General features: G+C 44.2%; 23 protein-coding genes. 14 read left to right on the top strand and 9 right to left on the bottom strand.

Annotation, left to right across the window (positions count from 1 at the left end; translation table 11 throughout):
* Positions 1–37: 37 nt before the first annotated feature.
* Positions 38–1,006: a LysR family transcriptional regulator gene (locus L5L98_RS20970; protein ID WP_105250597.1), complete on the bottom strand. Its 969-nt coding sequence runs from the start codon at positions 1,004–1,006 to the stop codon at positions 38–40.
* 409 nt (positions 1,007–1,415) lie between these two features.
* On the opposite strand from L5L98_RS20970, the gene L5L98_RS20965 reads away from it, so the two are divergent.
* From L5L98_RS20965 to nrfD, 4 genes are all read left to right on the top strand, one after another.
* Entirely contained in the window at positions 1,416–1,892 is a 477-nt protein-coding gene (locus tag L5L98_RS20965) for a DUF2726 domain-containing protein (RefSeq protein WP_105250596.1), read from the top strand.
* Between the two features lie 76 nt (positions 1,893–1,968).
* Positions 1,969–2,433: a cytochrome c3 family protein gene (locus tag L5L98_RS20960; protein ID WP_105250595.1), complete on the top strand. Its 465-nt coding sequence runs from the start codon at positions 1,969–1,971 to the stop codon at positions 2,431–2,433.
* A 4-nt stretch (positions 2,434–2,437) separates the two neighbouring features.
* Entirely contained in the window at positions 2,438–3,124 is a 687-nt protein-coding gene (locus L5L98_RS20955; RefSeq protein WP_105250594.1) for a 4Fe-4S dicluster domain-containing protein, read from the top strand.
* Entirely contained in the window at positions 3,121–4,062 is a 942-nt protein-coding gene (gene nrfD, locus L5L98_RS20950) for a cytochrome c nitrite reductase subunit NrfD (protein WP_105250593.1), read from the top strand. Before L5L98_RS20955 ends, nrfD begins: the two co-directional genes overlap by 4 nt.
* A gap of 269 nt (positions 4,063–4,331) precedes the next feature.
* Here the strand turns inward: nrfD and L5L98_RS20945 are convergent, their stop codons facing one another.
* The gene (locus L5L98_RS20945) at positions 4,332–4,763 is read right to left on the bottom strand and encodes an Lrp/AsnC family transcriptional regulator (RefSeq protein WP_006079646.1); all 432 of its coding nucleotides are present in this window, start codon (positions 4,761–4,763) and stop codon (positions 4,332–4,334) included.
* Positions 4,764–5,014: 251 nt separating this feature from the next.
* Between L5L98_RS20945 and yjeH the strand changes: the two genes are divergently transcribed.
* Both yjeH and L5L98_RS20935 read left to right on the top strand, forming a co-directional pair.
* Complete coding sequence (yjeH, locus tag L5L98_RS20940; protein WP_113940284.1) at positions 5,015–6,277, top strand: L-methionine/branched-chain amino acid transporter; 1,263 nt, start codon at positions 5,015–5,017, stop codon at positions 6,275–6,277.
* A gap of 288 nt (positions 6,278–6,565) precedes the next feature.
* Positions 6,566–7,390: an HDOD domain-containing protein gene (locus L5L98_RS20935; RefSeq protein ID WP_131525752.1), complete on the top strand. Its 825-nt coding sequence runs from the start codon at positions 6,566–6,568 to the stop codon at positions 7,388–7,390.
* 177 nt (positions 7,391–7,567) lie between these two features.
* On the opposite strand, the gene L5L98_RS20930 is transcribed toward L5L98_RS20935, so the two are convergent.
* The gene (locus L5L98_RS20930) at positions 7,568–8,029 is read right to left on the bottom strand and encodes a TerB family tellurite resistance protein (RefSeq protein ID WP_105250590.1); all 462 of its coding nucleotides are present in this window, start codon (positions 8,027–8,029) and stop codon (positions 7,568–7,570) included.
* Positions 8,030–8,129: 100 nt separating this feature from the next.
* Complete coding sequence (locus L5L98_RS20925; protein WP_168827259.1) at positions 8,130–8,660, bottom strand: DUF2780 domain-containing protein; 531 nt, start codon at positions 8,658–8,660, stop codon at positions 8,130–8,132.
* Positions 8,661–8,850: 190 nt separating this feature from the next.
* Here L5L98_RS20925 and L5L98_RS20920 point away from each other — a divergent pair, with 190 nt between their 5' ends.
* Together L5L98_RS20920 and L5L98_RS20915 are read left to right on the top strand one after the other, a co-directional pair.
* Positions 8,851–9,558, top strand: a complete 708-nt coding sequence (locus L5L98_RS20920) for a hypothetical protein (RefSeq protein WP_105250588.1) — start codon at positions 8,851–8,853, stop codon at positions 9,556–9,558.
* A 33-nt stretch (positions 9,559–9,591) separates the two neighbouring features.
* Positions 9,592–11,070: a DUF4145 domain-containing protein gene (locus L5L98_RS20915; RefSeq protein ID WP_263143288.1), complete on the top strand. Its 1,479-nt coding sequence runs from the start codon at positions 9,592–9,594 to the stop codon at positions 11,068–11,070.
* Between the two features lie 22 nt (positions 11,071–11,092).
* Here the strand turns inward: L5L98_RS20915 and L5L98_RS20910 are convergent, their stop codons facing one another.
* Positions 11,093–11,440 (bottom strand): hypothetical protein, encoded by a 348-nt coding sequence (locus tag L5L98_RS20910; protein WP_212599545.1) that lies wholly within the window; start codon positions 11,438–11,440, stop codon positions 11,093–11,095.
* Positions 11,441–11,816: 376 nt separating this feature from the next.
* On the opposite strand from L5L98_RS20910, the gene L5L98_RS20905 reads away from it, so the two are divergent.
* Together L5L98_RS20905 and L5L98_RS20900 are read left to right on the top strand one after the other, a co-directional pair.
* On the top strand, positions 11,817–13,688 hold the full coding sequence (locus L5L98_RS20905; RefSeq protein WP_263143286.1) for a methyl-accepting chemotaxis protein: 1,872 nt from the start codon (positions 11,817–11,819) through the stop codon (positions 13,686–13,688).
* A gap of 499 nt (positions 13,689–14,187) precedes the next feature.
* Positions 14,188–16,059, top strand: coding sequence for a methyl-accepting chemotaxis protein (locus tag L5L98_RS20900; RefSeq protein WP_263143284.1), 1,872 nt, complete (start codon positions 14,188–14,190; stop codon positions 16,057–16,059).
* Between the two features lie 83 nt (positions 16,060–16,142).
* Here the strand turns inward: L5L98_RS20900 and L5L98_RS20895 are convergent, their stop codons facing one another.
* Positions 16,143–17,114, bottom strand: coding sequence for a LysR family transcriptional regulator (locus tag L5L98_RS20895; protein WP_113940290.1), 972 nt, complete (start codon positions 17,112–17,114; stop codon positions 16,143–16,145).
* Positions 17,115–17,227: 113 nt separating this feature from the next.
* On the opposite strand from L5L98_RS20895, the gene L5L98_RS20890 reads away from it, so the two are divergent.
* Together L5L98_RS20890 and L5L98_RS20885 are read left to right on the top strand one after the other, a co-directional pair.
* Entirely contained in the window at positions 17,228–18,436 is a 1,209-nt protein-coding gene (locus L5L98_RS20890) for a multidrug effflux MFS transporter (protein WP_113940291.1), read from the top strand.
* A gap of 141 nt (positions 18,437–18,577) precedes the next feature.
* On the top strand, positions 18,578–19,198 hold the full coding sequence (locus L5L98_RS20885; RefSeq protein WP_263143281.1) for a tRNA-uridine aminocarboxypropyltransferase: 621 nt from the start codon (positions 18,578–18,580) through the stop codon (positions 19,196–19,198).
* 798 nt (positions 19,199–19,996) lie between these two features.
* Here L5L98_RS20885 and L5L98_RS20880 read toward each other — a convergent pair.
* Positions 19,997–22,117, bottom strand: a complete 2,121-nt coding sequence (locus L5L98_RS20880; RefSeq protein ID WP_212599549.1) for a putative bifunctional diguanylate cyclase/phosphodiesterase — start codon at positions 22,115–22,117, stop codon at positions 19,997–19,999.
* A 293-nt stretch (positions 22,118–22,410) separates the two neighbouring features.
* Between L5L98_RS20880 and L5L98_RS20875 the strand changes: the two genes are divergently transcribed.
* Positions 22,411–22,782, top strand: a complete 372-nt coding sequence (locus L5L98_RS20875) for a hypothetical protein (protein ID WP_113940294.1) — start codon at positions 22,411–22,413, stop codon at positions 22,780–22,782.
* 105 nt (positions 22,783–22,887) lie between these two features.
* Entirely contained in the window at positions 22,888–23,550 is a 663-nt protein-coding gene (locus tag L5L98_RS20870) for a class I SAM-dependent methyltransferase (RefSeq protein ID WP_263143278.1), read from the top strand.
* 196 nt (positions 23,551–23,746) lie between these two features.
* Here L5L98_RS20870 and L5L98_RS20865 read toward each other — a convergent pair whose 3' ends face one another.
* Positions 23,747–23,890 carry a hypothetical protein gene (locus L5L98_RS20865; RefSeq protein WP_217363206.1) on the bottom strand — a complete coding sequence of 48 codons (144 nt, stop codon included), beginning with the start codon at positions 23,888–23,890 and terminating at the stop codon, positions 23,747–23,749.
* Between the two features lie 92 nt (positions 23,891–23,982).
* The coding region (locus L5L98_RS20860) for a transposase (RefSeq protein WP_263143275.1) at positions 23,983–24,352 on the bottom strand (370 nt) is incomplete at its 5' end.

Raw genomic sequence — 24,352 nt, 5'->3', positions numbered from 1 at the left:
GTGGTTTATTGTTTGGATATGTTGAGCTATTGCTTGGCTAGATAATACGATCGACGATTTTTTTAATCTCTCCGCTTAACCATTTCAAGTCCTCATTGATTGCATTAGGCTGATTTTTTTGCACTAAGAAAATCGTTGGGGTTTCTGTATCTGCATATAAACGTTCTGCTTCATACTGCGATAGTTGACACGTATGCAGTTCAGGAATATCGCTCACCATTTCGTAAACTATCCGATAAGGCAATAGGGAGACTGCATTACTTTCGCCTAGATATTCAAACAAACTTGAAATACTGGTAATGGTAATTTCAGTATTGAGTTTAATGCCATTCGTTATGCAAAACTCTTGGTATGGACTCAATTTGGTGCTGGGATTACCAAGATCCGTATTGACATAGGGGTATTCCGCAATCGTTTCTAGGGTGATTTCCCGTTTAAAAATAGGATGATGCCTGCTAGCAATCAGGTAGAGTTTGTCCATACGTTGCAATTCAGTCGTTAGCAGTTTATCGCCGAAGGCGGCAACATCGGCAGCACTTTTATTGCAACAAATACCTAGGGTTGTATCACCATTAATAATGTCTTGAGTCGTATGCATAGACCAAGGGTTTATATTAATGTGCATGGGTTTTTGCTCTTCTTTAATAGCCTGCATCAAGGCTTTAGGAAAGGTGTAGGCAATTAACCCTGGTGCTGCAATTTCGACATGTGTCTTAACTTGGCGAGTGTTTGCTATTCTGGCTTTTTGAAACTTATCAGTACACTCAATTGCTTCTTTTGCAATTGGATATAAATGAGTAGCAAACTCATTTGGGAATAAGCCATATTTACGACGAATAAATAACTCATCACCAAAAATTTCCCGTAGATTTTTAAGGCTACGGCTGATTTTAGGAGCTGGAATGTCTAGCGCTTTCGATACATAGGTTGCTGACTTGTTCTCATATAATGAAACAAGTATTTTTAAACTCAGAATATCGAGGCCATCCATGTTACTAATGTGCATTTTTTATATTCCTTAATATTGAGCAAATACTTAAATCAATGCCTAATTATGGTGCTAATTAATAATTTTAATGTGAAACTAATCCCAAGTTTTGGATCTAGATTTTATCTATGTGTATCAAAGGTTTTTTTGTTTTATTTTTAATATTTAAAATGGTTTTTCATAAAATTTAAAATTTCAAAAACTGATATTTACATATTTAAAATACAAATACTGAATTATCAAGTATCAATATTTGTATTTAAGATTTACATAATTTTGCAATGTGACGAGCCGTGTAAATCATTGTTTATATTTAAGTTGTTATTTGCAAGTGTGACATGCGTCAAGAAAAGATAAGTGTTTTCAAATAATACTAAAGTTGCTTTAAAGGAGATAACAAAAAATAAATTAGTTTTTGGAGGCGTGTATGAATACTTCAGTCATTCTCAGCTATGCGTTTATGTACTTCGTACTATTCGTAGCAGTACCATTCGTGTTTGTGATGTTTGTCATGACTTGCATTAAGTTTTTTAAAGCAGGTCCTGATGAAGCCGCACATCATGAGATGAAACTTAAACCAGTATTGTTTGATAAACAAAGCTTCAATTTTTTTAAATCATTAAAAACAGTTGTTGAAGGTAAATACGATGTTTGTTGTAACGTGCCATTAGACACTGTATTTGAGATGGACAAACATGATACGGAATTAAATCATGAATGCCGACTCGATTATGTATTGATCGACCATGATTCATCTGAAGTGAAAATGGTGATCAGTGATTTTGGCAAAGAAACTAACTCACCACTGAAAAAACTGTTTAGCAAGTTCAATATCAGTTTCATTGAAATGAACCAGCATAAACAGTGGGATACTCAGAGTCTTAAGCAAGCCTTGGCTGTGTGATCTTGACCGTCGGGTTCGGAATTATCCGAACTCGACCCCTTCTTTACCTTCCTACGGATAAATGTGAGGACTTCCTATGTCCAAAAGACAATGGCTGTGGTCGTTACGCTTAGGTGCTGCTGCGTTGCTTTTAAGCTTTTCTGCAATGAGTGCTGAGCCAGCCAATCAAATTAACAGTGATGCTTGTATGAAGTGTCACAAGCGTAATGGTCAAATGTTAGGGCATCATGGTCAAGATGCGATGAAAATGAGCTGTTCTTCCTGTCATGGAGAAAAGGGCGATCACCCTAAGAAACCGAATGATATGGTGGTCTTTGGTATGGAAGAATCGTCGGATCTGACGGTTCAGCTGAGAGTGTGTCAGAAGTGTCATACCAAGAAAAAACTCAGTGGAGCAGATTGGACGCATAACGTACATGCTCAAAAAGTGCCTTGTGCCGCCTGCCATAAATTACATAGCCCAACGGATCCAATGGCGGATATGACGCCGAAGGTTCGCAGTGAGCTATGTAGCAGTTGCCACACTGGCAAGCAGGAGTAAGGTTATGGAAAATTCAAAAAGAAGATTTCTAAAAGGCACCTGTGCCTTATTTGCCGGCGCTACAGGTGCATCATTACTCGCCACAGTGAATGCATCGGATAGTGTTAAAGCAGAACCTGATGTCAAATATGCACTTATTCATGATGAAACTAAGTGTATAGGTTGCCAAGCGTGTGAGGTGGCTTGTCGTGAAGTGAATAATGTACCCGAAGGTGTGTCTAGGCTTCAAATTAAGCAAGCGGGTCCCTTTGGCGAATACCCTAATCAGTTTTATCACTTTAGTCGCAAGTCTTGTCAGCATTGTGAAGACGCGCCCTGTGTAAATGTATGTCCAACTGGAGCTGCATTTATTGATAAAGAAACGGGTATCGTTTCTGTCGATGCATGGAAATGCGTAGGTTGCCAATACTGTATTGCAGCTTGTCCTTATCAAGTCCGTTTTATTAATCCTGTCACCCATGCGGCGGATAAGTGTGATTTCTGCCGAGAAACTAACCTAGCTCAAGGTAAACAACCTGCCTGTGTTGCTGCTTGTCCAACAAAGGCACTCGTGTTCGGTAATTTAAAAGATCCGACTTCTGAGGTTGTTCAAGTTCTGCGGTCTAATCCAACCCAGCGCACTAAGGTTGATCTTGGAACGAGACCTAAATTGTTCCGTATCGTTGCAAAATCAGGGGAGGTGATACTATGAGTGCCCTACATTTTGATACCTTAGTGTGGCATTGGCCGATTGCAATTTACCTGTTTTTAGCAGGTGTATCTGCGGGAGCCATGTTCTTCGCCGTACTGTTGAAACATTTTGTTTTGAAGCAAAACGCCTATCAGTCTGGTTTTGTGCGAGCCGCTTGTATTGTCGCGCCTGTAGCTGTGATGGCCGGGTTAGGGATATTGGTCGCAGACTTAACTAAACCTCTCGATTTTTGGAAGATTTTGGTGTTCTACAACCCTAAATCTGTCATGTCGATGGGCGTGCTTATTCTGCTGATTTACCAAGTATTCATGTTTATGTGGATTGGTTTAACCTTCCGTAAACCTGTTGATGCTTGGTGTGAAACACGCTTTCCTATTGTGCTTAAGTTGACCGCATTATTGGCTCGATTTGAAGCGACAATTACAGGATTGCTCGTGATTCTATCCTTGGCATTGGGCGCGTATACAGGCTTCCTGCTCTCGGCCTTGCCAGGCTATCCCATGCTTAAAAACCCTGTGTTACCTCTGCTGTTTTTGGCATCTGGTTTGTCTTCCGGTGCGGCATCATCTTTACTCGGTGGCGTGTTGATGAATGGCAAACCTAATGACAAAGAGGTGCACTTTATCCACAAGGTTGAAATCCCACTGATTTTAGTTGAAATCGTGCTGATTTTTACCTTCTTTATGGGCTTAGTGCTAACAGGTGGACAGAGTAAAATAGCCGCCTTTAATGCCTTAGGGTATGGCTTCTGGGGATGGATTTTCTGGCTTGGTATTATTGGACTCGGTTTGTCTGGACCATTGGCGATGAATCTGTTTATGACGGCGACATCTAAACGGAAATGGGCCTATGTGGCGGGGACGGCTTGCTTGAGCTTGATCGGGGTATTACTGCTACGCAACTTCATACTCTATACAGGACAAATGACGATCGCTTAAGGCGTGCCGTTAATTAATGACGAAAAAATCATAATAATCAATGGAATCGACGGATCGCGGAAACAATGTCAAAGGAAAACATTGTAGATGAGGCCCTTGCGGCGCTGGCTGAGCTCTCAAGGGTTAAGTCTAGCCGCGGTTGGTTGTGTAACAGGGAGGTCGCTGGGCAAGGATGCCATATTTTACACTTCAATATTTTGCCCTGCCTCCAAACGGGCCTCGCCACCTTATTCCTAAGGGTGGCGTTTCTTGTTTTAGGGAGGCACGATTTACTCGCCGAGGTTATTAATCCATTCACTCATTACCACATGGGTTTTGATCTTGATGATGTCAGTGTGAGTGTCGATATACTCACGGATCTCATGCAGGCGGCGCATCGAGGGCGCATGCACGTACACGAGTAAATCCATATCACCAGAAATACCACGGCAGGTAATCACTTCGGGGATCGCTTGGAATACGTGTACCACGTCGGCGCAACGTGGACATTGGTGCTGGATTTCGAAATAAGCCGATACTCCTTCTTTTTGCGACTCACTCAAGAGCACTTGATAGCCACGGATCACTCCAGTTTGTTCGAGCTTTTTTATGCGCTCGGCAACCGCACTACGGGATAGATTGACCTGTTCGGCGATATTCGACACGCTCTGGCGCGCATCCTGACGCAAACTATGAATGATGGCCGTATCGAATTTATCCAAGGGTGACTCCAATGAAAATGGCTATATTGAATCTGTGTGTTATTTTGTCATTGGTTTGAATAACCACAGAATTTGCTGAGTATTTTTGCTTAAAATTTTACCAAAATTTAAGCTGGCCGTCATTTTGATGGAAATAACGTTATTTGCCGCGATTTTGCCGGTATTGGACGTGGAGAACACTGAAATTAACGGCAGATTGTAGGGCGAAATCTCATTATACTGACAGCTCAAAAACCACAGAATATTAACAGATGAATTCAAATAGCGGAACTATAGGTCGTTGGCAAGGTGCGGGTTTAATGGCGACCACTTTGCTCGGTACAGGGGTATTTATTTTGCCTCAGATGACTATTGAAAAAGCGCATTCTGGCGCCTTAGTCGCATGGATCTTGTTGACCTTGGCCATTATTCCAGTGGCACTGGTCTTTGGTCGTTTAGCGAGTGTATTTCCCCATGCCGCAGGCCCCGCTTACTTTGTCGAAAAAGCCTTTGGTCGCACTGCTGGTCGAACAATTGGACTGATCTTTTTACTGGTTGTGCCCATGGGGGCTCCGGCCGCGATTTTGATGACCTTTCAGTTTGTGAATGCCTTAATACCGATATCGGGTTGGTCCAAGGTTGGTGTTGAAATACTCGTGATTTTTGGCTTGTTTCTGATTAATTTAAGAGGCATTCAAGTGTCGGCTAAGCTGCAATTTGGCCTGACACTTTGCATTGTCGCCGTTGTTGTGGTCTTGTTTGGTGCGAGTAGTTTTCAGCAAGGTCATCTCACGACACTTGCTAGCCATGGTATGCCTGAAATGCCGACCGTGATGATTGCCGCTGGCATCGCTTTTTGGAGTTTCTTGGGTATAGAAGCTATGACCCATCTTGCCGATGATTTTCGTCGTCCGCAGCAGGATATGATCCCCGCTATGATGATGGGCACAGTGCTGGTGGGCGTGATTTATGTGGCTTGTACACTTTTACTGCTATTAGTGCCGACAGATAAAAGTGTCGCCATGATCGGCGTGTTTGACCAACTGCTCGGTGGTTACGGCGCACAAGTGATTGGTGTGTTAGGTATCGCAAGTGGATTGGCAACCGTTAACGTGTATGCGGCCAGTGCGGCACGTTTGGTCTGGAGTTTTAGTTGTGAAGGCATTTTACCGCGCTTCTTTGCCGTTAAGAATGCCCACGGAGTGCCCATTCGCGCACTTGCTGCGCTGTTATCTGTGATGGCAAGCGTGATTGTACTGACTTACCTTACCGGGCAAGAGCTAGAGCACCTTATCGCATGGAGCAACGGCGTATTTGTGGTGATCTATTTGATGGCTATGCTCGCTGCCGCTAAGTTATTACCACGGCACAATTGGCCGCTGGTGGCGCTGGGTTGTGCGTTTTGCTTAGTATTAGGTTTTGCCCTAGGTGCAAGTATGTCCTATGTGCTTGTGTTGATCTTAGTGGTCGCACCATTTTTGTGGTGGCAAAAGACCCATATTAGTCGCAAACAAAGTTTGGCGTTACCTGAGTAATATTCGACCCCTCTGGGGCTAAATCAACATGATGGATTAATTAAGAAAGCCCCGAACTCTTTATTGTCATAAGAGTTTGGGGCTTTTTTGTGTGGCTTAGTGGATTTCGAAACTGGATATGATTGAGTGCGATTAAATTGCATGAAATAAAGAGGTAAACCTTAAGTCTGATGGCCGCCAAGCTTTGTTGCCGAAGGACTGCACATTACTGATATTTAATGTATCTCGGTGAGCGAGGCGATAACTTGTGTTCTATATTTTGATCATTCATACGGAAGGAGAATAAATATGGATTCAGCTGCGTTGCTCAATCGTGTCGATGAGTTACCTAGGTTACCTAAGGCGATCAGTGAATTGTTAGATGCGGTCAATGATGACAATGCGACAGTAAAAAGCATTGCCACTAAAGTTTCACACGATCCCTTAATCAGCGCTAGGGTGTTACGCCTTGCTAATTGTGCCCACTATGGACGTAGTCGAGAGGTTGGCACTATTGATGAAGCTGTTGTGCGTCTTGGAATGCAAACCCTACGAACCTTAGTGCTCGCATCGGCGGTGATTGGTGCAGTCCCTAAGTGTGAAGGAATAGATTTAGCCCAGTTTTGGGGGCAAACCTTTGAGATTGCGCTTTATAGTCAAGAAATGGCAAAGCGTTGTGGTGCAGTCCCAGAAGAGGCTTTTACTTGCGGTATCTTACATCGTATTGGCGATCTATTGATTGCGGCAGTATCGCCTGAAGATGCGGCGAAAATTGCCGAAGCTGTGGCACAGGGCAAAGATAAGCATCAGTTTGAGCGCGAGTTACTCGGATATGATTCCCCGGATATTGGCGCATTACTAGCGAAAAACTGGAAGTTTACACCAGCGTTAGTGCAAGGCATTTTGTATCAAGACCACCCTAAGGATTCAAACCCATTTTCAAAACTTGCTGCGTTATTATGCTTATCTTACAAAGTTCTAGATGAGTGGGATACGATTGAGGATGAGGAGAAAACCAGTTGGTTATCTCAATTAGCGACTAAGAAAGGATTGAAGATGGAGATGGGCGGGCTAAGGACTAAGTTGACTGAATTACACGGTTCGGGATATGAAATCGGTAAAGCGTTAGCTTAGGAGCTTGTTTAGTTTAGTTTTTTGGTGAGTAGGGCGGCAGTAAAAATATTTTTAGCCAAAGAGCGATATCAATTTAGTCTTAAGAAGACCATCGCGTGAATGGGGAACGGGTGTTTCGCATTCACGCTTTTTTATGGGCTTTTGTTGATTTGCACTTTGACTGAATAGTGGATGTGGTTAGCCAGTTTGTTGGGTGGCAGCTATGGCAAGATTACGCATTTGGATCAACTCGCTGTGTTTGAGGTGCAACAAATCAGCGGTGCGTCGAATGATCTGGTCTTCATATTGGGATAGCTGGCCATCGGCGTAGGCCAGTTGCCACATTGCGAGCAACAATTGCTGCTTTTGCGCTAGGCTAAATTCAGCGTTAATGGCTGAGGTGAATTCAAAGAGTGAGGTCGCGCTGCCTTGTACGCTTTTAGCTTCATCAATCAGTATCTTAGCGTCTACTTCTGACATTGATAAGGTATCGGTTAGCAGCTTAGGTAATAAGGCTTCTTCCTCTGCCGTTAAGGTCTCATCGGCAAACACGACTTCAAGTAACATACTCGCTGCGGCCAGTTTAAGTTGATGTGCCTTGTCTTCAGGGGAGACTGCTTGAGTATGAGCTTCAAAAAATCGTCTTAATTTCGCAATCATATTTGGCGGTTCTCATGCTGGAGGGAATATAAAGTAGAGTCGATTGGGAAGTGAAAGTTCACCCTAAACCTTGTATTGCTTAGGGTGAGGTAAGACTGAATTACAGTAGCGAGTTCAGGCCTTTCACCAGTAAGTCTGAGGTGCCTTCAGTGCCATTGGTATCTAAGTAAGACTTAGCTATGTTGATCATTGGCATTGCTAGATCTTTAGAAATACCCAATTTTTCAAAGGCGTCTAATACCATAGCACTGCCTTGCAGTGATGAACCTAAATCACCCGCTTTGGATAATAAGCCAGAAACACCCGATTTTGAGTCCAATTTAGGCGCAGCGGCGAGCAAACTATCGGCATTAGGAATGCTGGCAGCCAGTTTTGAGTAGTCGGTTGTTCCTAGGCTTGATTGCGCTAAGCCTAATAAACTGCCTAAGCCACCTTCGGCTTGAGTTTGGTTTAAACCCAATTGTGACATGACGCTACCAACTAAATCATTCGACTGAGTAGCCGCTGCTGTAGTGGTCGCTTTTTCAGTTTTGGCTTGAGTTCCTGCCAAGTTATCTAACCAGCCTGCACTGGCGGGCGCCGCTAAAATACAAGTGCTGAGGAGGATAGAGAAGGTCAGAGTGTGTTTCATATGGAAGCGTCCTTTGATGGTTTGCGCACGAGTTCGCTGGACAGTTTAGCGGGTTTGTCACTTTTGTTGCAGTAGTTTTCTGTGATTTACGGTTCACACTGGTGATTTCTACTGTGCATTGCCAAGGGATTTTCGGTATCCTTAGCGGCAATTCTAAGTGTTAATTCATTTCAATTATTTGGAAAGTCGCATGTCACTATCCGCAATTTTGTCAGAAGCCTATAACTTCTTCCGTAATCATCTGGCGCAACTCGCTATGCTGACGATCCCATTACTCTTGATCCAAGTGGGGATCCAGTTATGGCTTGGTATAGAGATGAGTAAAGTTGATCTAGAAAACCCACAGTTTGGCGCGCCGCATATGATCGCCATGATGCTGTTACTACTTACTTTTTCGGTATTAATTGCCGCTTTGACTCTGTTTTTAGAACTGCGCTCACAAGGGCATAGTCCTTCAGCGGGAGTGGTGTTGAAGGCGAGTTTACCTTTTGTTCCACCATTATTATTGGCTGGGGTGTTTTCTGGTCTAGCGATTTTAGCACCAGTGATGCTGTTTGCCGCCTTCGGTCCTGTGTGGCTGGTAGGATTGGTAATTAGCTTCTATCTCTTTGCGCGTTTAGCCTATGTGAACTTTATGGTTGTGGTTGAGCGCTTAACACCGCTAGAAGCGATTAAGGGTAGTTTTAGTTTTAGTGGCCCTATCGTACTGAAAACCATTGCATTATTGATGTTATATTTACCACTCTCAGTCATAGGTAGCCAGCTTTCTGGGTTAGCGTCCATGGGCGGATTACCTGTGCAAATGTTAGCGGATACTTTTATGTCTTTTATTGGATTATTCGTTAACGTCGCTTTGTTCCGCTTATATATGGTGTCGAAAAAACCAAGCGTCGAATAGTGCAACATCAATTCAGCCTGCAGGGAATCACTCATGGGGACGAAAACAGTCATTAAGGATAGTGAGTTTATCCACGATTTTTCGGTCTCCTTGAGTGATGATTACCTCAAGGCTAAAAGCTATGTGCAGGATGTACCGACACAGTCGCTGCTACACATTCGCAGTTTTACCCATAAACTTACAGAGTTACTGGGGCAAGATAAGCAAATCGCGTTTTCGAGTCCGAATTTATACGATAGGATCGAACAGCTAAATCAGCGGCGCGTGATTGATGTGAAGACCACTCGTGCCCTGCATCGATTGCGTGCCGACGGTAACCGCGGCGCTCATCCTGAGAAATACCATCTCACCCAAGAACAATTACTCGCGCTAGCGCAAAAATCCATTAAAGATGTCCTGACTTTAGTCGAGCACTTGTATCCTAAGGTTAAAGGTCGAGTTGCCCCTGACTACTGTTATGAAGCGACTGACGCAATGACGGTGAGGGACTTATGCTACCGCGCTGTGATGGAAGATGACCCGCAAGCGCAGTATTTGGTGGGGATATCGTTTAAGACCAAGGCTTTGATACTGAAAGAACAAGAACTGCTCAAAGAGCAAGAACTTGTGGCTGAAGCCGAAGCTATATCAAGCCAAGATTTATCCATAGTTTCACCTCTAAATACCATTTCTCACATTAGCGCTGCTGACAGTTTTGCCCGAGCGGCCTATTGGTTTTCCCTTGCGGCACCTAAGCACATGGAAGCCTTACATGAGCATGGCGTAGCACTGATCCACGGTTATCAAGGCGCGCCAGAAGTGGCTAAAGGTGAACAGATCATTGCCACTGCAGCAGCAGCAGGTGTGGTCAATGCGATGGCGTTGTTGGGATATTTTTATCTTGTAGGCAGTGAGTCGTTTCAACCCGACAGCAAGTTAGCACAGCAATATTTACAAGGTGCGGCAGATGGCGAGCAAACTGAAGCGATGGCGAATTTAGGAGTGTTGCATTACCAGCAAAAGAACTTAACTCAAGCCTATCATTTTATAAGCAAAGCCGCGCAAGCAGGTTATCCCCATGCCCAGTATCATTTAGCATTAATGCTTGCCAATGGAGATGGTTGTACTCGAGATATGATTGCCAGTGAGCATTGGATGGCCGAAGCTGCCGAGCAAGGACAACTCGATGCTATGCTCACGCGGGCGCAACATATGCTCAATGATGACAATGCCTTTGGCAGTGATTTGACTCAAGCTGAGGATTATTTGCGCCAAGTGATAAAATATAGCCACAGTGTGCCTGCGATGATTGAGCTGAGTATGGCACTGGCCGACGGTATCTTAGGACGAATTGATGTCGTTGGAGCTGCTGCTTTGCTTAAGCTGGCACGGCAAAATGCCAATAAAAAAGAGGCGGATATTATCGAGCCTCTGTGGCGTTCACTGGTATTACAGATTGAAAATGTGCTTGAGGTAACCCAAGATCCCGCCGAAATTCATAGCCTTAAACGCGCGCAGACCTTACTCGCTTAAGTGCAGTTTTGCTTCGATTGAACTAGTGTTCATCCTCTTTATGCTCAAAAGTGCGCCCTTGATGGCGTGCCGCATTAGATTCCCTAACAATAGTGTCAGATCCATAAACCTGACTCTGCGGCTCCTCTGTCGCGTGGGCATGTTGCGTTGCGCTTGCCTGAGCCTGATTAAACTTAGCCAACTGATGTGCCATATAAAAGCGGCTAAATAGGACTAAACAACCGAGCGCAATCGCGCCAAATAAGAGCACGAAGGGCAATAAAAATAGTGATAAACAAATTAGACTAATGCTAATTGCCATCGCTAACCAAGCCCGTGGGCCAGAAATTCGGGTCTGCAGTGGGCTCTGTTGGAACTGTTGAAAAATCATAAGAACTCCTCGATAGGCAGTGGACATTTAGTGTGCAATAGCGAGTGCGTCTAGGTCACGTTAATCTTGATTAATTTACTTTATTTTACTCCGGAGGCCATTTTGGTGTTGCGCATTACTTTGATATGTGATCGCATGCCTATCTATATGTTGTTGCTCGAATAACGGTTGGTTAATTATATGTGTTTGCTAAAATCTTTTTGATGTAAATCTGAGCAATTTCTTTGCTAACTGTACAGAATATGAGAAAATTCAGCTCAAATTTAACTGCAGTTTTAACTCAGTTAGCCGCCTTATTATATTGGTTGTAAATGTTCGTTCGACCCGCTCAAACACCCTCTTGTTTCACTGCTTTGTTAATTAATTAGACGCCAACATGAACTCATATTCGCTCAAGCAAAAAATTCTGTTCTCTGTCGTGGCAGCCCTTTCACTCGTGATTGGTTTGTTGTCATGGCAAAGTTATTCCAGCCAAAAATCCCAGCTGTTACAAAACAGCCTAGAACAAGTGCAGCGCTTAGGTGAACAGCAGGCTGAGCGGATCCAAGAATGGTTGGCTGGCCGCCAAGATATTATGGGAGCCCTGGCGAACAAAGTTGAAGGTGACAGCCTCAATACACTTCAACAAGCACAGGCATCGGGCCGTTTTCAGCTGACCTATTTTGGCTCTCAAGCAGGGCAAATGTTGGATTCTGATCCGAGTATTGATCGTACGGGCTATGATCCTCGCAGCCGCCCTTGGTATCAACAAGCCATCAGTGAGCGCGGTCTTATTTTGACAAAACCTTACGTGGATGTTGCCTATAACATTCTGGTTGTGACTATGGCACAGCCTACCGCACAAGGTGTTGTGGGTGGTGACTTATCTATCGCAAGCCTAGTTGACGGTGTTAATCGGATGAAGTTACCGGCAAACGGTTATGCCATCATGATGCACAAAGACGGCACTGTGATCGCTTATAAAGATCAAGCTAAGACGATGAAACCTATAGGTGAAATCGACAACGAGCTTAATCGCAACTTACCAGAACAGAGTCGTGCAGCGGGCACTCTGTTGCCTATGTATTTTGAAAATGAAGGACGTGACAAATTAGTCTGGAGCGTTGATATCCCTAATACAGATTGGGAATTAGTGTTAGTGCTTGATAAGGAAACGCTAGAGTCGCCACTGTCGAGCTTGTTACTCACTCAGTTTGGGCTTTCTGCACTCGTGTTGATCTTAAGTGTGTTAGCCATTTCTTGGTTAGTTGGCATGTTACTGGGTCCTCTGAGTCGAGTATCGCAAGCCCTTGCGCGTATTGCCGATGGTAATGGTGATTTAACTCAACGTATTTCAGTCGACACTCAAGATGAAGTGGGCGTGCTTGCTGACAGCTTTAACCGCTTTGTGGGCAGTCAACATCAGCTGATCAGCCATATTCGCCAATTAGCGAATGAGTTAGATGCCGATGCTGAACGTAGTCTTGCCACCACGCAAACTTCTGTTGCCGAGTTACAACGTCAACAGCAAGAAGTCGCTATGGTCGCGACTGCGGTAACTGAAATGGCGAGTGCGACTAATGAGATCGCAGCCAATGCTGAGAACACGGCAACAGCGGCTCAACAGTCTGCAGCGAGCAGTTTACAGGGCAAAGAGTTAGTGAATAAAACTCGTAACTCGATTAATTCACTCGCAGATGAAGTGACTCAAGCAACGGATGTCATTGGCGATTTAAGTCGTCACGCTAAGTCTATCTCGAGTATTCTGGCGACAATTCAAGGGATTGCTGAGCAAACTAACCTGTTGGCGCTTAACGCAGCCATTGAAGCGGCTCGTGCTGGCGAGCAAGGCCGTGGTTTTGCGGTCGTTGCCGATGAAGTTCGAGTGCTTTCACGTCGTACACAGGATTCGACTCAGGAAGTACATACCACGATTGAAACGCTACAACGCACTACCGCTCGAGCAGTCAGCTTGATGGAAAGCAGCCAAGCATTAGCGGGTCATAGCGTAGAAGATGCCAATGCGGCGGCGAAAGCCCTTGAAGAGATCACACAAGCGGTCAACGTGATTTCAGATATGGCAGGCCAAATTGCTACCGCAGCGGAAGAACAGACTCAAGTGACGGGTGAAATAACCCAGAATACGGTTGCGATTAAAGATGTGACCGATGAGATTACCGCGTCGGCCATGGCAGATTTGGCACAGGCGAGAGGGTTAAAAGCTCGCGCTAATGACCTGAATGCGCAAGTCGCGACATTTATTCTTTAGTTGCCTTAACTCGATTTTTTGAATAATAGATATTTAAGTAAATTTCAATCGTAGGTTTACAATAACTAATAGTTTTCCTCCGCGCCTTAGACGGCGCGAAGGTATTACTTTTTAAGATTGTTTGTGATGATACAATAATGAGTTAATTATACCTTTATTTAAAGGTACCATTCTGTTTATTTTTTATAATATCTTAAAATCACTTAATAACTGTTTTAACTTGAAGTTTTTAGTTGCATTTAATTCTTAGTTGCATTTAATTCTTAGTTGTTTGCATTAATATGCATTGCTAAGCCTGTTTAATGTTTTGTGCTTATTTAAATTTGGCTAATTTAGTTTGTTTGTTAAGATTAAATTTTATTTTTAATTTATTTATCTTTCATGGTCAACGTGAAATAATTCATTTTTACGTTTCTAAGTAAGCTCACTGCTGCTAAAAATAGCTGTTGTTATATTTAGTCGGTATGGTTATCAGGTCTTTATTTGTGAAAAATATATTATGAAATCATTTTCATTAAGGCAGAAAATTCTTTTTTCCGTTATTCTTGCTCTTTCATCTGTCATATTATTATTATCTTGGCAGAGTTATTCAAGTCAGAAGAAAGTCTTACTAGATGTGAATTTAGAGCAGGCTCAACGACTTGGTGAGCAGCAAGCGCTACTTATCAGTGAGTGGCTCGTAAGCCGTCAGCAAATTGTTAAAGGAATCGGTGGGCAGTTGAGTCATGACATTGTGCAAGCAATGAAACAGGCTAAGCAATCGGGAGGGTTTGAATCGACATATTTTGGTGAGTCAAACGGTAATATGAGAGACTCAGAGCCAGCAACTGACTATTCAAATTATGATCCTCGTACAAGGTCATGGTATCAAGAGGCAATGCAAGCTGGAGGAAATATAATAACCCAGCCATATCTCGACATTCCTCTCCGTATTTTAGTTGTTACTTTGGCCGAGCCTGTTGCAGGCGGAGTTATTGCTGGAGATCTATCGATTAGTAATCTTATCGAAGAGGTCAACCGCATGAAGTTACCGGCAAACGGTTATGCCATCATGATGCACAAAGACGGCACAGTGATCGCTTATAAAGATCAAGCTAAGACGATGAAACCTATAGCTGAAATCGATAACGAGCTTAATCGCAACTTACCAGAACAAAGCCGTGCAGCGGGCACTCTGTTGCCTATGTATTTTGAAAATGAAGGACGTGAAAAATTAGTCTGGAGCGTTGATATCCCTAATACAGATTGGGAATTAGTGTTAGTGCTTGATAAGGAAACGCTAGAGTCGCCACTGTCGAGCTTGTTACTCACTCAGTTTGGGCTTTCTGCACTCGTGTTGATCTTAAGTGTATTAGCCATTTCTTGGCTAGTAAGTGTCCTGCTGGGTCCATTGAGCCGAGTATCGCAGGCACTGGCGCGTATTGCCGATGGCAATGGTGATTTAACTCAGCGTATTTCAGTCGACACTCAAGATGAAGTGGGCGTGCTTGCCGACAGCTTTAACCGCTTTGTGGGCAGTCAACATCAGCTGATCAGCCATATTCGCCAATTAGCGAATGAGTTAGATGCCGATGCTGAACGTAGTCTTGCCACCACGCAAACTTCAGTTGCGGAGTTACAACGTCAGCAGCAAGAAGTCGCTATGGTCGCGACTGCGGTAACTGAAATGGCGAGTGCGACTAATGAGATTGCAGCCAATGCTGAGAACACGGCAACAGCGGCTCAACAGTCTGCAGCGAGCAGTTTACAGGGCAAAGAGTTAGTGAATAAAACTCGTAACTCGATTAATTCCCTCGCCGATGAAGTGACTCAAGCAACGGATGTCATTGAAGACTTGAGCCGTCATGCTAAATCCATTTCGAGCATCCTGGCGACAATTCAAGGGATTGCTGAGCAAACTAACCTGTTGGCGCTTAACGCAGCCATTGAAGCGGCTCGTGCTGGCGAGCAGGGTCGTGGCTTTGCGGTCGTTGCCGATGAAGTTCGAGTACTGTCACGTCGTACACAGGATTCGACTCAGGAAGTACATACCACGATTGAAACGCTACAACGCACTACCGCTCGAGCAGTCAGCTTGATGGAAAGCAGCCAAGCATTAGCGGGTCATAGCGTAGAAGATGCCAATGCCGCGGCGAAAGCCCTTGAAGAGATTACGCAAGCGGTCAACGTGATTTCAGATATGGCAGGCCAAATTGCTACCGCAGCGGAAGAACAGACTCAAGTGACGGGTGAAATAACCCAGAATACGGTTGCGATTAAAGATGTGACCGATGAGATTACCGCATCGGCCATGGCAGATTTGGCACAGGCGAGGGGCTTAAAAGCTCGCGCTAATGACCTGAATGCGCAAGTCGCGACATTTATTCTGTAATCGCTATTCTTAATTGTTTGTCTCGATATTAGCCCGATAAAGCCTTTACTTTGTCGGGCTTTTTACTGGCCGTTTTTGTCGTGTTAAAGCATTTCTGTGGGATTGAATAACTTAGCCACACTTTGACAAATGGTTTCTCTAATCCATTTATGCCCTTGATCTTCATCATTTCTTTGATGCCATAACAGCACATAGGCCATTGGCATAAATTCGAAAGGCAGTGGCAGTTGTTTGAGCGGATAAAGTTGGCAGGCGTGACGGGCAAAGCTCGACGGCAGAGTGAAGATTAAATTGCTGTGGGCGCAAACGCTGGCGGCACCATAAAAGTCGGGTACAGTCGTGCTGATCCGGCGTCTATGCCCAAGATCGGCAAGAAAGTAATCCAGTGCCCACCAATCACTACCTTCACAACGAACCTGCACATGGGCCATATCGAGGTAAAGGGGTAAATTCCATTGTTCTGAGGTGAGCGCCGCCATCAGCGGGTGATCCTCTCGCACTAAGCAGACTTGTTGATCGGTAAATAATGTTTGATAGGCAATCCCTTCGGGCAGGCGATCCACTTGAAAATCCGACAGTGGATGCAAATCCCGCCCTGAAATGCCAAAGTCGATTTGCCCTTGCTGCAAATCCTGCATCGATTTTTCGGTCCAGACATAGGAGTCGAGTTTGACGTTGGGTGCCGTGGTCAGCATAGGGCCGATAAAATATGGGATTAAGGTTTCATAGGCGCTTTCCACCATGGCAAAAGAAAATTGTCGATTGCTACTGGCAGGATTAAAGGTCGGAGGCTGAGTGAGTTGATACAAGTCTTGCAATATATTCGGCAGTTTTTGCCCAAGAATGAGGGCGTGCGCGGTGGGTTTTAAGCCATGCGCCGTGCGCTGAAATAGGGGATCATCTAAGGTTTCTCTGAGTCGATTTAAGCTCTTACTGAGTGCTGACTGGCTTATATGTAATCGGCTGGCGGCGCGAGTGACACTCTGCTCCTCTAGCAGCACTTTGAGTATGACCAGCAAGTTCAAATCGATTCTAGCTAAGTTGTCGATATTCACAGATATTCCTCAGAGGAAATTTACTTTGGAAATTATACCATTTCTGTTCATACCTTGAGTTAATTAAAATAGCGCCCACTGAAATACCTTTCCCTGATCAACTGAGATTATTTATGCGGCGCAATCTGTTACCTATCCTGATGTCTATGGTGCTGCTCAGCCCATTAGCCATCGATATTTATTTACCTTCAATGCCAACTATGGCGACAGAATTCGCCGTATCTGCCAGTGATGTGCAATCCACGCTCGTATTGTTTTTATTCGCCATGGGCTTAGGCCAAGTGTTGATTGGGCCATTAGCCGACCGTTATGGCCGCCGTCCTGTGGCTATTTTCGGGGTCTTACTCTACGGCGCAAGTAGTCTTCTCGCTGCCGCGGCCATCGAATTTCATTGGTTACAGATTGCTCGTGTGCTGCAAGGTTTAGCCGCCTGTTCAACTTCTATTGTGGTGTTTAGTGCAGTGCGCGACTGCTACTCACAAAAAGAAGGCGCTAAAATTTACAGTTACTTAAATGGCGCGATTTGCGTGATCCCAGCTTTAGCACCAACCTTAGGTGGCTTGTTAGCGATGCAATTCGGCTGGCGTTCAACCTTCGTTTTCATGACGTTATATGCCATGTTGATGATGCTCGTTGTCGGTTATCGCTTACCTGAGACTCGTCCAGCCAACACTGTTACTACTGGCCCACTTTACCGTTGGGGCAGATTCAAACCTGTACTCGGTAACACCCACTTTTTGTTTTATGCCTTTGCTTGTATGTCAGCTATGGCGGCTATTTTGAGTTATGTGTCTTATGCGCCTGTGTGGTTGATTGGGCATTTAGGGGTTTCTGAGCTGGCGTTTAGTGGTTTATTCGGGCTCAATGCTGTGTTCAATATCGTGGCCTGTTTTGCGGCACCGATCGTTATTCGCAAACTGGGTAATCGTCCAACGGTTATTTTGGCTCTGTCCTTACTCGTTTTGTCTTCAGTGGCGACAGTGGCGGGGCAACAGTTTGGTCCAAATACAGGGATGGCAGCAGCTTTTAACTTCATGTTACCTATGATGTTGTTATGTGTGGGATTTGCCTTCTTACTCGGCCCTGCGACCAGTATGGCACTGTCAGCTTTCGGTGAACGAGCGGGGACTGCCGCGGCTATGCTAGGTTTTATTCAGATGAGTGGTGCATCCGTTTTAGCTGGACTTATACAGCAAACGAATTTAACTGCACCTTATGCAGTGGCACTCGTCATGGGCGTGTTTTCTATTGGTTTATTGTTGATGATGGCGCTGAGTCGATTCGACCACTGGCACCAAGAGCAGTTAGTTGGCGAGCATTAGTTCGCGGCACTGATTAATTACAGAGTACACCCTTTACCCACAGTTTGTTTGACCGCGAACTGTGGGTATTTTTTATTGTGTCTAATACCCTTTTATCCTTTGGTATACTCGTAAAATAACTCACTAAACCGAGGGTAAAGCTTGTCCCGTCACTATTGTGCTATCTGTCGTTATCCGCAAAATGCTTGCTTATGTGCGAGCGTTCAGCCTATCTCTCCAATGACTCAGTTGGTGGTTTTACAGCACCCGAGTGAAGTCGAACATAAGAAGAATAGTGTGCGGGTATTGAGTCTTGCTGTACCTAAAACGCAAGTTTATGTGGGTGAAAGCGAGTCTGATTTCAAAGGTTTACGGGAATATTTAGCGGCGTGTAATAAGCCGATTTATCTCGTCTATCCCTCTGCGTTAAGTGTGAGTGTTGAACAGCAACATATCAATCCTGATTGTGTATTGCTGTTGCTCGATGGCACTTGGCGTAAGGCATTCAAAATGCTGCAGCTGAATCCTTGGTTAACCCAGTATCCTGCGGTGCATTTGGCTGAAGGTTATGAATCGCGCTATCGGATCCGTAAATCGAGTCGTAGCGATAGTTTATCGACCTTAGAAGCTTGCGCTTATATGTTAAGCGCCCTCGATCCTACCCTTGATGTTCAGCCGTTAATGATGGCATTTGATGCTATGGTGGAACTGCGGATTAAGGCGATGCCGAGTACAGTGCAGGTTCGTTATCAGAATTCAAATGAATCCAGTGGTAAGGTATAGTTGATGGGGTTAAGGCTATTGAGTCTTAGATGTTTTAGGTATGAATTAGTGCTTTTAAGTTATTGAGTTTTTGAGACTCCGTACGAATTAAAATAGTCAAAATCTTATTCAGATCACGCTAACGTAATGTGAAATACGGTTTAATAACTGGGATTCATTTGCGCAGCAAATGATGAGATAGCTTTGCCAGCCAATTGCTTTGCAGGGGAGTAATTCCATTCATTACTATTAGTAAATGGCGTGCTGGCAGGGCTATCGAGCTTTAAATATGGTTTTTTTATTGATAATGATGAGAGCGCTTTGCCAGGCCATCATTGGTTTTGCAGGGGAGTAGATTCCATTCATTACTATTAGTAAATAGCGTGCTGGCAGGGCTATCGAGCTTAAATATAGTGTTTTTATTGATAATGATGAGAGCGCTTTGCCAGGCCATCACTGGCTTTGCAGGGGAGTGATTCTATTCATTACTATTAGTAAATAGCGTGCTGGCAGGGCTATCGAGCTTAAAATATGGTTTTTTTATTGATAATGATGAGAGCGCTTTGCCAGGCCATCACTGGCTTTGCAGGGGAGTGATTCCATTCATTACTATTAGTAAATGGAGTGCTGGCAGGGCTATCGAGCTTTAATCGTATGTTTTCTGCAAGAAAATCTTTCCACTTCGTTCGCGACCCATCAAAATATTTCGATAAAACCTTAGCGGATCTTTCGTTTTCCGTTGTAAACGTTGAGAGCGTTAATTCGGTACGCAAGTCGGATTATCGAGCCGATGCGAACATCGGCAGTCCTAAATCTGTTCTAGGCTAAGCGTTTTTCCGCAAGAAAGGCTTGGGTGAAGTTTTCAACTGAACTCGGGTAGCCAAATAGAAATCCTTGGGCGAAACCTTGGCCCATGTCAGTCATTATGTCTTTTTGTTGTTGAGTTTCAATACCTTCTGCGACGAAGTGAATGTCGAGTGCTTGTGCGAGTTGCACTATAGCATTGCAGAGCTTTTGTCCTGAGACTTCGTTTAAGCGCAAGGCAAACTCGGCATCAATTTTGACGCTGTCTATTGGCAAAGTCCCTAAGCGACTGAGTGACGATAACCCAGTCCCAAAATCATCGATGGCTATGCTGACACCTAACGCTTTGATACGATTGAGTGTGAGTCGTGCTTGCTCCGGTTGTCGTAACAATGCCGATTCGGTAATTTCTAAAATCAGTGCATCAGCGGGTAACTTCGCCATTTCTAAGGCATTTATCACTTGATCGATAAAATCTAAGTGTTCTAATTGCAGTGGTGACACATTGACTGAAATTCTAAAGTCGGGTTGATAATGTGCTCGCCAGAGGGCCGCTTGTACACAGGCCTGTTCTAATACCCATTGGCCAATGCTGACAATTAATCCTGTTTCCTCAAGCAATGGCACAAAGTCGGCAGCTTCATAATATTCTGTCGGTGACTTCTGCCAGCGGAGCAGGGCTTCGGCAGCAATAGTTTGATTTGTGTGTAAATCGACTATGGCTTGATAGGCGAGAGTGAATTGTTTTAGGCTATGTGCATGTCTTAGGTTATTGATTAACTGTAATTTTAACTCGGCTGCTAGGCTCATTGCCTTATCGTAAAACACGAGATGCGGTAAGCTCTTTTTAGCGCAATACATGGCAGTATCGGCAAGACTAATCAGCTGTCCCGCTTGGTTACTGTGGGTAGGAAATAGCGCAATGCCTATGCTGGTGCCGAGGAAGAACTTTTGGCCTTCAATTTCAAAGGGGCTCTCAAATAAGCTGAGAATCTGTTCTGCAAACAGTTGGATTTCATCTTTGCAGCTACAGTCTTGCAGCACTAAGGTAAACTCATCTCCTCCCATACGGGCTATATCGGCTTTTTCGATACAACCCGCCTCGAGACGGGCGGCGACGAGTTGTAATACTCTATCGCCCATGGAGTGACCGAAGCTGTCATTGATATTCTTGAAACCATTGAGATCTAAAAACATCAACGCGCCCAGTGCGAGGGGATCAGTTTTAAGTTTTTCGAGGGCACTATTGAGGATCTGTTTGAGATGGAACCTGTTAGGTAATCCAGTCAAGGTATCGTACATAGCCCGAGTTGTTAGCTGGGTTTCTAATAGTTTTTTAGTACTAATATCACTGAAAATATTCACATTATAATGAGCATCATCTTCAGTGACGATTTTACGACTGCTCTGCCAAGCAGGGAAGTTACTGCCATCTGAACGTCTTTTCCATGTTTCGCCCTGCCAAAATCCCCTTTGTTTCAAGGCGATTTGGCATTCGGTTTCTTCCCCCATATTATGGGTTCTTACTTCTAAAAATTCAGGGGTTTTACTGATGAGCTGCTCAGCGCTATAGCCGCAAATACGACACATGGCTTTATTGACAGCCAAAATTTGATTATCAGTGTCAGTGATATACACAGCTTCGGCACTTTCTTCGAGCGTGGTCGACAAAATTTCTTTGGGAATATGAGCAAAACCATCAGAAATCGTTTCGCGCATTTGATTGCGGCGATTAAGAGCTTGTAATTCAACGAGTACCACGGGCTGTTGTTGCAGATAACAGCGATAGAGATTAATTCGAGTCGGCAGTTCATTGCCTTGTTGGCTCATGTGCAGCCAGTTGAATTCAACATTATTGCCTGCAATGGCTTCGAGGATCATTTCCCGTGCAAATTCAACACTATTGCGGCCTGAAGATTGGATCCTCGGAGAAAAATCATAGGGAGTCGCATTCACAAAAGCATCGTATTCAGTCTCAAAATAACTGAGGGTGGCTTGGTTGGCACTAATAAAGCTAAAGCCTTGAATTAAGGCTAAGGGGGTTTTATGGGGATGTGCTTGCCAGAGAGACAGCTTTTCTTGCAGTACAGGATCATCTGTACTGAGTTTCTTAAGTAAGTGTTGCCATCTGATCATTCAGGATACTCCCTTGTGACGCAAAATAGTCACATCCCATTTTTAGGTCTTCGTTGAACACGAAGTTGCCCAATAGTACATCATTCCAATGGGGTTAAAAATAAACCTAATTGTTGTTTCACTCAAATAGAAACTTAAAAAGTGTAGTTTAAGACTTGTATTCAAGCATATTTTTTAAGAACACCTGCTGCATATTTCAAGCTTAGGCAGATTTTATGCTATGTTTTGCACATCTTGCGTGAATTGGCTTTTATCATTGATTCATTCAATTATCGAATACAAGGAGACATGGAATGGCGTATTTATTTAAAGTGTTAATCTCTAAAATATTAATATCGCTAGTCCTCATCTTTAGTTTTCATCTCGCGTTAACAAATGCCGCCGAGGCGCCAAAGCCTAGATTGACCCTAGAGCAAAAAGCCGATAAGGCACGCATCGACTCACAGCGATTAGAACAGGCTCAATTAGAAAAGGCCCGTCAAGCCACTAAAGAGACGACAGAGCGGGAAGATAAAATTAAGCAACAATCCCAAACCAACGATTGGGAAGCGCAGCAAAAACTTAAGGCACAAAAACAGTTCGACGAAAGAGAAAGTCGCGAGCAAAAATATTTACGGGAAGCAAAAGAAGCCGCCGCAAAAGAGCGTAAAATCCCTAAACCTTAATCAGGCCATCGATATAGTCGATTTCAGCTGGTCAGTGCTAGCATTATTTGTGGGCATTACGACTATTCTCATTACTATGCACCTTAATATCCCTAGGAATTGTTGTTGAATATCTGCCCCTTATGTCATGGCGTTGAATTACTCGCTTATCATCAAGATAGGAAGCGTAGCTACCAGCAATGCCAAACCTGCCAACTGGTGAGCGTGCCTTCTGAGTTTTATCTTTCGGCCGAGGCAGAAAAAGCCGAGTACGATAAGCACGAGAATCATGCCGATGATCTCGGCTATCAAACATTTTTAAATCGCACACTCGAGCCACTACTTAGCCGTGTTAGCATTTCGGCCCAAGGGCTCGATTTTGGCTGTGGAGAAGGTAAGGCATTGAGTCTAATGGCAAAGGCGCGCGGTTATCAGATAGATAATTACGACCTTTATTACGCTAATAATCCCGAAACGTTAGCCCGCCAATACGACTTTATTACCTTAACCGAAGTCATTGAACACGTGAGTGGTGCCGCAGGGTTACTTGCCCAGCTTGATAGGTTATTAAAACCTAATGGCATTTTGGCTGTTATGACCAAGCGTGTGCAGGATAAAATCGCATTTGCCCGCTGGCACTATAAAAACGATCCCACCCACATCAATTTTTACGCCGAAGCGACCTTTGAGTGGCTCGCGCATCACTATGGCTGGCGACTCGAAATTATCGATAAGGACGTAGTCTTCTTGCATAAAGAGATGCATAAAGGAATTCATCAGTCGAGTTAATGCTGTTGTCGCTTAAATGTACTTATCATCAATTTGTGACGCTATAGATGCCTGATTTTCTATGGGTTTTGTTGTAATGCCAGTGGCTATTACTAATACTTCAAGCTCTGACTCAAGATTAGGGTTAGCCGTTAGCCCGATAATCACTAGGGCATCGTGGGGGGCGTTGTTTGTTTAGCACGCCTATCTGATTGTATTAACTGAGTTCTATGGTGTTCCTCGCGACTACACGCACAATTGCCGCTAGTGCTTGGTCTATATCATCGAGTAGTGGATGTTGCACCAAACGTTTACTCGTATTCTGCGTGTGGTTTGCAAGACGCTCGACTAATTCGTTCACCGATATTTTGCGGGGCGAGCGAGGGTTCAAACTGAGTAAGGGTCACTTGACGCTGAAAATTAGGCTGTATATCTAGTTAACCTGAGATCGGTTTAACGAGCCATAACTGCAATAGCATTAAACTCCCCGTTAGTGAGGTTCAGTTGTGGCTTATTGTCTTTCAATTGATAGGCGATGAGTCCCGCAATCATATTCAGCATAAAACCATGCACACTGCGATGTCTTGAGTGTTCTATTTGAGAGATATTTTTTAACTGGTCGTTGATGGTTTCTATGATGAAACGTCTCGACAGCATCGCTCTATCCCACAACGACATCGCTTTTGCTTTCATATTCTTACGCACGTTCGTCACCAACTTCACGCCTTTCTCCAGCAATTCACTGGACAGCGCTTTACTGATATACCCTTTATCAGCATAGAGTTTATTCATGTCACTGTGCACCATCTCACTGTGCACCATC

It is taken from the genome of Shewanella sp. SM23, from assembly GCF_025654295.1.
Classification (GTDB): Bacteria; Pseudomonadota; Gammaproteobacteria; order Enterobacterales; family Shewanellaceae; genus Shewanella; species Shewanella oncorhynchi.
The sequence above is the reverse complement of the archived record's forward strand: the minus strand, read 5'-3'. Positions and strand labels throughout refer to the sequence as shown.